Origin of the sequence: Collinsella sp. AM29-10AC (assembly GCF_003469085.1) — a bacterium.
Classification (GTDB): Bacteria; Actinomycetota; Coriobacteriia; order Coriobacteriales; family Coriobacteriaceae; genus Collinsella.
In genome coordinates, this window is record NZ_QSKB01000015.1 from 52,941 (window position 1) to 59,504 (window position 6,564).

At 60.3% G+C, this 6,564-nt stretch carries 6 protein-coding genes; all 6 read right to left on the reverse strand.

All coding sequences use genetic code 11. The annotated features are described in order from the left end of the window. Positions 1-8 precede the first annotated feature (8 nt). Positions 9-1,028, reverse strand: coding sequence for a phospho-N-acetylmuramoyl-pentapeptide-transferase (gene mraY, locus DW754_RS06240; protein ID WP_117758733.1), 1,020 nt, complete (start codon positions 1,026-1,028; stop codon positions 9-11). A 3-nt stretch (positions 1,029-1,031) separates the two neighbouring features. Next, positions 1,032-2,456, reverse strand: coding sequence for a UDP-N-acetylmuramoyl-tripeptide--D-alanyl-D-alanine ligase (murF, locus tag DW754_RS06245; protein WP_117758734.1), 1,425 nt, complete (start codon positions 2,454-2,456; stop codon positions 1,032-1,034). Positions 2,457-2,584: 128 nt separating this feature from the next. Further along, positions 2,585-4,285, reverse strand: a complete 1,701-nt coding sequence (locus tag DW754_RS06250; protein WP_332068160.1) for a penicillin-binding protein 2 — start codon at positions 4,283-4,285, stop codon at positions 2,585-2,587. 182 nt (positions 4,286-4,467) lie between these two features. Next, positions 4,468-4,938, reverse strand: coding sequence for a hypothetical protein (locus DW754_RS06255; RefSeq protein ID WP_117758735.1), 471 nt, complete (start codon positions 4,936-4,938; stop codon positions 4,468-4,470). 90 nt (positions 4,939-5,028) lie between these two features. Continuing rightward, a complete protein-coding gene (gene rsmH, locus DW754_RS06260; RefSeq protein ID WP_006234266.1) occupies positions 5,029-5,994 on the reverse strand; it encodes a 16S rRNA (cytosine(1402)-N(4))-methyltransferase RsmH in 966 nt (321 codons plus the stop codon). Positions 5,995-6,014: 20 nt separating this feature from the next. After that, entirely contained in the window at positions 6,015-6,449 is a 435-nt protein-coding gene (locus tag DW754_RS06265; protein ID WP_006234269.1) for a division/cell wall cluster transcriptional repressor MraZ, read from the reverse strand. Positions 6,450-6,564: the final 115 nt, after the last annotated feature.

Here is a 6,564-nt window from a genome sequence, read left to right on the forward strand (position 1 = left end):
AAAGACCACTATCCCAACTGGCAGAACAGAGCAAGGCCAACGGCACCAAATGCCGCAGCGATAATCCAAAAACGGATGACGACCTTGGTCTCGGCCCAACCCTTCTTTTCGAAATGATGATGGATGGGCGCCATAAGGAAGACGCGCTTGTGCGTAAAATGGAAGTAGACAACCTGAATCATGACCGACAGGGTCTCAACGATAAACAGGCCGCCGATGATGAGGGAGACGACCTCGGTGTTGGTCATGATGGACGTGCAGGCAAACGCGGCGCCCAGAGCAAGCGAGCCGGTATCGCCCATAAAGATGCTCGCCGGATAGCAGTTGAACCACAGAAAGCCCAAGCAGGCACCGGCACACGCGGTACAGAAGATGGACAGGTTCACGTCTCCGTGCAAAAACGCCATGGCAGCCATGGCGAGCATGGCGATCATGGAGGTGCCGCCAGCAAGACCGTCAAGGCCATCGGTCAGGTTCACGGCATTAGAAAGACCGGCAATCATCAGCCAGCAAAAGACAATATAGAGCCACGGGAACGAATAGCCGCAGATGGTGGTCGAAAGCACGCCAAGGTCGATCGTCAACCCACCGGGAAAACAAATCTCGGGGGCGACGCCGCACCAGTTGACGGCAAGTACCGTAAAGGTGACACAGATAATGGTTAGGCCGATCATCTTGGCATGAGGCGTCAGACCGAGCGAGCGCCCATGCGTAACGGAGGTCAGGTCGTCGATCAGGCCCAGCACGCCGGTCGCCAGCGTGGCGAGCAGTACGAGTACGAGCTCGGTGGTGAGCTTGCCCATCAGCAGGCAGGTCAGCGAGATCGCGACGAGGATGACAACGCCACCCATGGTGGGCGTTCCCTGCTTAACCAAATGACGCTTGGGGCCGTCGGCACGAACCTGCTGGCCGATACCCTCGACCTTGAGCAGCTTGATCCACCACGGCATGAGCAGCAGCGCAATGGCTGCGGCGATGCCAAGCCCCAAAAAAGCCTGATACGTTGGATACGAGGGATTGCCGAACATGGGCTAGCACACACCTTCCACAAAGCGGTCGAGCTCAACAAAGCGGGAACCCTTGACCAGTACAACATCATGTTTTTCAAGCGCGCCGCCCATGCGGTCGAGCACCTGCTGATAATCGGAGAACACCTGGATGCGGTCCTCGTCCATGCCCATCATGCGTGCGGCATCGGCCATAAGCTGGGCCAGCTCACCACCCACGCACGCCAGCATGTCGAGCTTCTTGGCGGCGGCATAGGCGCCCACGAGCTCATGCATGCGAGGAGCCTCATCGCCCATCTCGCCCATCTCGCCCAGGATCGCCATGCGAGACCCCGTGCACGAAAGCGAGCACAGCAGATCGAGGCCAGCAGCCATGGATTCGGCACTGGCGTTATAGGAGTCATCGATGACGCGTGCACCGCTCTTGGCGCGCTTGATCTCCTGGCGGTGTCCGGTGATCGTGAGACCCCTAAAGGCAGCATCGATCTGCTCGGGCGTCACGCCCAGGCGATAGGCAACCGCGGCGGCCTTAACGGCATTAGGAACGGACTGCACGCCGGGGATGGCAAGCATGGTATCGATCGTCTCACCCTGGCCAAAATCGAGCGTAAAGACCGGACGGCCTTCGTCATCAACGCGAACGTCGCGGGCGCGGACCTCATCATCGTCCGAGACGCCGGCCAGCATCACGTCGATACCAGCAGGTTGGGCGAACGTGTCGCGAATGAACGGCGTAAAGTCGTCCTCGCCGCCCAAAACCAGCAGCGGCAAATAGTCGCCGGCGGCGCACATGCCCTGTACAATCTCGGCCTTAGCGCGGGCGATGTTCTCGCGGCTGCCCAAAATGCCGATATGAGAGGTGCCGATCTTGCTCACGATGGCAAGGTTGGGATTGGCGGACTGGGACAGGCGCTCGATCTCGTGGAAATGGTTCATGCCCATCTCGAGCACCAGAACCTCGGTATCGGCCGGAGCGGAAAGCACCGTGAGCGGCATGCCGATCAGGTTATTGAAATTGCCCTTGGTGGCCCAGACACGATAGCGCTTGGCGAGCACAGCGGCGAGCACGTCCTTGGTCGTCGTCTTGCCGATGGAACCGGTAATGCCAACGACCAGGCAGCCAAGCTCCAGGCGATACGCGTGCGCCAAACGCAGCAGAAACTCCTCGGGATCATCGGTCAGCAAGATGGCACAGCCCTTGTCCTGCGCCAGCGAGACCAGCTCGGCCTCGGGCTCACGCGTCATCACGACGGCGCCGGCACCCGACTGGACGGCACGGGAAGCATAATCATTGCCGTCGACGTTTTCACCGGGAAAGGCGACGAAAATCGTCCCTTCCTCGACCTGGCGCGAGTCGATAACGCACCCGCGGCATACCAGATCGACTTCTCCCGTCACGGTTCGGGCCCCTGTTGCGGCCGCGAGGTTGTTGACGGCGATCTCTATCATTGCAGCTCCCCTGTAAACCTAAATAATGCTATCGGCGTATTGTATCCCAGCGCCGCGCATGCGTGGTGCAGGGCATGTGAACACCCCTCATATGGGACAACAAACCACGCCCCAAAGATTGTAACCCCCTACTTCGTGTGCGGGATACCCAGCACGTCGAGCGCGTTGGCCATAATTGACTGGAACGGCACCGCAGCGGCATCTGAGCCGCTCGGCGTTCCGTCGAGCGTGATATAGCACAGCACCTTGGGCGATTGTGCCGGTGCAAAGCCCATAAAGGACGACATGTAGTTCTCCTTGAGGTAGCCGCCGTTCTCGTCGGCACGTTCGGCCGTGCCGGTCTTGCCCGCCACGTCATAGCCGTCAACTGCGCCGCCAACGCCCGTGCCTTCAGACACGACCGTCTGCATGCACGATGTCACCTGGGATGCGGCGTCCTCCGAAATCGCGCGCTCGCCTTCGCCCCAGTCCTTCTCGTCGCCTTTGCTGGACTTATAGAAGTGCGGGGTCATCATCACGCCGCCGTTGGCGATGCCGCCCACGGCACGTGCGATCTCAATCGGCGAGACAGACAGCGCCTGTCCAAAGCTCATCGAGCCCAGCGTGGCGCCGTCATACTGGTCACGCTCCTTGACGATGCCCAGGCTCTCGCCCGGAAAATCGACACCAGAGCTGTGACCGATGCCCCACTTGTCCACATAGGCGGCAAAGTCGTCGGCACCGATCTTGCGCCCCACCAGGACAAAACCCACGTTGGACGAACGGCGCATCATCTCGCGCACATCCATGGTCATGGCGTAGTCACGCTTGTCGGCATCGGTGACGGTATCGTCGCCCACCTTGATGCTCGCCGGCACCTCAAACGACGTACTCGACCGCACGACACCCAAGTCGAAGCCGGCGCCCGCCACGAGCGTCTTAAAGACCGAGCCGGGCTCGTAGGCGTCGGTGACCAGGCGCAGGTTCATATCCTCGGTCTTGGCGTTTTCCAAATTGGTCTGGTCGTAGGTCGGATACGAGCAGGCTGCCAAGATCTCGCCTGTCGTAGGATCGGTGACCAGCGCCGAGCCGTTCTTGGCCTTTGTCTTCTCCACAGCCTCTGCCAGGGCATCCTCGGCCGCACGCTGGATATTGACGTCGAGCGTCGTCACGATATCAACGCCGTCGACCGCAGCCACCTTTTTATAGGCACCGCCCGCGATATAGCTGCCGTCCCTCGCGCGCTCGCGTACGAGAGAGCCGTTCGTGCCGGTCAGAAGCTTGTTGTATTGCTTTTCGAGACCCGTCAAGCCGTCGTTGTCTACATTCACTACACCCAGCACCTGCGATGCCAGATTGCCGTATGGATATACGCGCTTCATGGCCTGCTCAAAAAGCACGCCGGGCAGGTTCTTCTTCTCCAGCGCCGCAGCGTCGTCTTCGTCCACCTGGCGCTTGATATACACCCAGGTTCCATCGGACTCAACGAGCTTGCGGCAGGTCTTTTTATCGATTCCAGTTGCCTTGACCAGCGCCGACACCGTCTTGTCAACATCCTCGACAAGCTGGGGGTTCACGGCGATGTTGCGACATTCGACCGACGACGCTAGCACGTTACCGTTGCGGTCGTAGATGGTGCCACGTTTGGCATAGAGGGTCTGCGCAAGCAGGCGGCGCGCATCGGCACGCTCGCGCAGTTTATCGGCTTCGACAATTTGATAGTCGGCAAGGCGAAAGACGCCCAAGCCCAAGCCAAGCCCAATGAAGCCCATGACGGCTTTGCGGCGAGGCAGAGGCGTGCCTGTGAGCCATTCGGTCGACGAACTCTTGCGCGACCTGGTGTTATGCACTTGAGGGCCGCCCGAGCCGCGAAGTCGCGACGCCGGGTCGTTGCCACGGGACTGCCCGGCGTTGTAAGATTGCCGACCCGTTCCTTGATAACCAGAACGTCCCCGCGACGAGGGACGTCCAGAACCGCGGCCCCCATCGGAACCGCGGCGATAGTCATTTGTCATACTCAGCTACCGTCTTGCTACTGAGCGGTCGCGGTCGCGTTGGCGCCCGCGGCTGCATCCTGCGAAAAGTCAAGTGTAACGCTCTCGCTGGGCTCCACCATGCCATAAGCGCCCGCAAGGTCGCGAATGCGCGTGTCGGCGCCATAGACCGAATGCATGACCTCCAGGTCGGAGCTCTCATCGGTCGCCTTTTCGAGCGTGTTGGTAAGCTCGGCGTTGCTGTTGAGCACCTGGGCCGTAACGCCGGCGAGCGCCACGCGGGCGACGCCGATCGTCATGAAGATAGCCGCAATGATGCAAAACGTTTTAAGAACGCTCATGAAAACCGGGCTTACCGCCTGGTTTGCCTGACGGCCCGCGCCCGTGTAGACATCAAAGCGCGGCGTGCGCTGCTCACGGGGAGCAACGGGGGCCTGCGGCGTCTCACGATAGGCGGGCATGGCGTTCATATCATAGGCGAGTGCTGCGCTTGAAGTGTCGTAGCCCATGATATGCCGCCTCCCATCCCGAGTACGTTGGTAGTATGTTTAAGCTTCGTTTATGGTGCGAGCGGGAGGTCCAATATCGCGCGGTCGCGCCTACAGACGCTGCGCCACGCGGATTTTGGCTGATCTCGCCCGAGGGTTGCGCTCAACCTCATCAGGCTGGGCAACCAAGGGTTTGCGAGTGATGACCTTGAGTATCGGCACGTTGCCGCACACGCACACCGGAATCTCCGGCGGACACGTGCACCCCTGGCTCATCTCCTTAAAGTGATTCTTTACGATACGGTCCTCGAGCGAGTGATACGAGATGACGCAGATACGTCCGCCCGGGTTGAGCCACCTGGTGGCGGCATCAAGCCCTCGTTCGAGCACATCGAGCTCGTGATTGACCTCGATGCGAATGGCCTGGAAACTTTTCTTGGCCGGGTGTCCGCCATGCCGACGAGCGGCAGCCGGGATACCCGCCTTGATGATCTCGACAAATTGGCCGGTGGTTTCGATCGGTTCTTGCTCGCGGCGGCGCACGATCTCGCGCGCGATCTGCGAGGCGAACTTCTCTTCGCCGTAGACGCGTAGAATCCGGGCGAGGTCGTGTTCGTTATAGGTGTTGATGACCTCAGCTGCGTTTAAGGTGTTATTACCCGGATCCATCCGCATGTCCAATGGGGCGTCCTCGTTATACGAAAAGCCCCTGCCAGGGATATCGAGTTGCGGTGACGAAACGCCCAAATCGAACAGGAAGCCATCGACCCCGGGCACCTCGGCCGAGCAAAGCAGCTCGTCCAAGTCGCCGAAGTTGCCCTTCAGCAGCTGGTGCGGAACGCCGGGAACCTCGCGGTCCAGACGGGCGCCAGCGGCCTCGAGGGCCATGTCGTCCTGATCGACGCCGAGCAAAAGGCCCGTCTCCCCCACCTGCGCGGCCATCTTTACCGAATGGCCGGCACCGCCAAGGGTGCAATCGCAGACAACGGAGCCGCTCTTTAGCCGCAGCGACTCAAGCACTTCGCCGAGCATGACAGGTTCATGCCGATATTCTTGTGTCAAGATCCCACGCTCCATCCGTTACCCGTGCCTTGCCCTTACGAGAAGAAGAGGTCCAGCAGGGCCTCATCGTCATCGTCCTCATCGGCCGCGGCGCGATCCCAAACCTCAAGGTGGTCGTAGTTGCCCACAACCGTGACCTCGCGGTCGAGGTTCGCCTGCTTGCGGAGAGACTCGGAAAGACCGATACGACCGGCGCTATCCACGTCCATCGACGTAGTGCGCTTGTTGATCGCCCTCATGAGCTTCTGGTCGTTAATGTCACGCGGGTTAAAACCCTCGTGGCCCTCACGACCCGCGAAGAGTCCTTCGACCCACTTATCGAAGGCCTCGGCAGAGAACACGTACAGAGCATCGACATCCAGGGCTTTGAACACGCGAACGTGCTCTCCAAGCTCCTCGCGAAGGGGTGCAGGCAGGGACAGACGACCTTTTGCATCGAGATTGCGCTCGTATGCACCAGTCATTCCCATGTGCGCCCTCCCCTCGGTTACTCAGATGGCACGTACGCGGGGAACCACCCCGCCTGTCGACGTCATTAATAATATGGGGAACCGCCCCATTTTTCAACACCTTTCCCCACCCCTT

What these genes read in the sequence shown, in the direction of transcription:
- mraY (WP_117758733.1), bottom strand. Translation starts at nt 1,028, where the DNA reads ATGTTCGGCAATCCCTCGTATCCAACGTATCAGGCTTTTTTGGGGCTT.
- murF (WP_117758734.1), bottom strand. Translation starts at nt 2,456, where the DNA reads ATGATAGAGATCGCCGTCAACAACCTCGCGGCCGCAACAGGGGCCCGA.
- DW754_RS06255 (WP_117758735.1), bottom strand. Translation starts at nt 4,938, where the DNA reads ATGGGCTACGACACTTCAAGCGCAGCACTCGCCTATGATATGAACGCC.
- rsmH (WP_006234266.1), bottom strand. Translation starts at nt 5,994, where the DNA reads ATGGAGCGTGGGATCTTGACACAAGAATATCGGCATGAACCTGTCATG.
- DW754_RS06265 (WP_006234269.1), bottom strand. Translation starts at nt 6,449, where the DNA reads ATGGGAATGACTGGTGCATACGAGCGCAATCTCGATGCAAAAGGTCGT.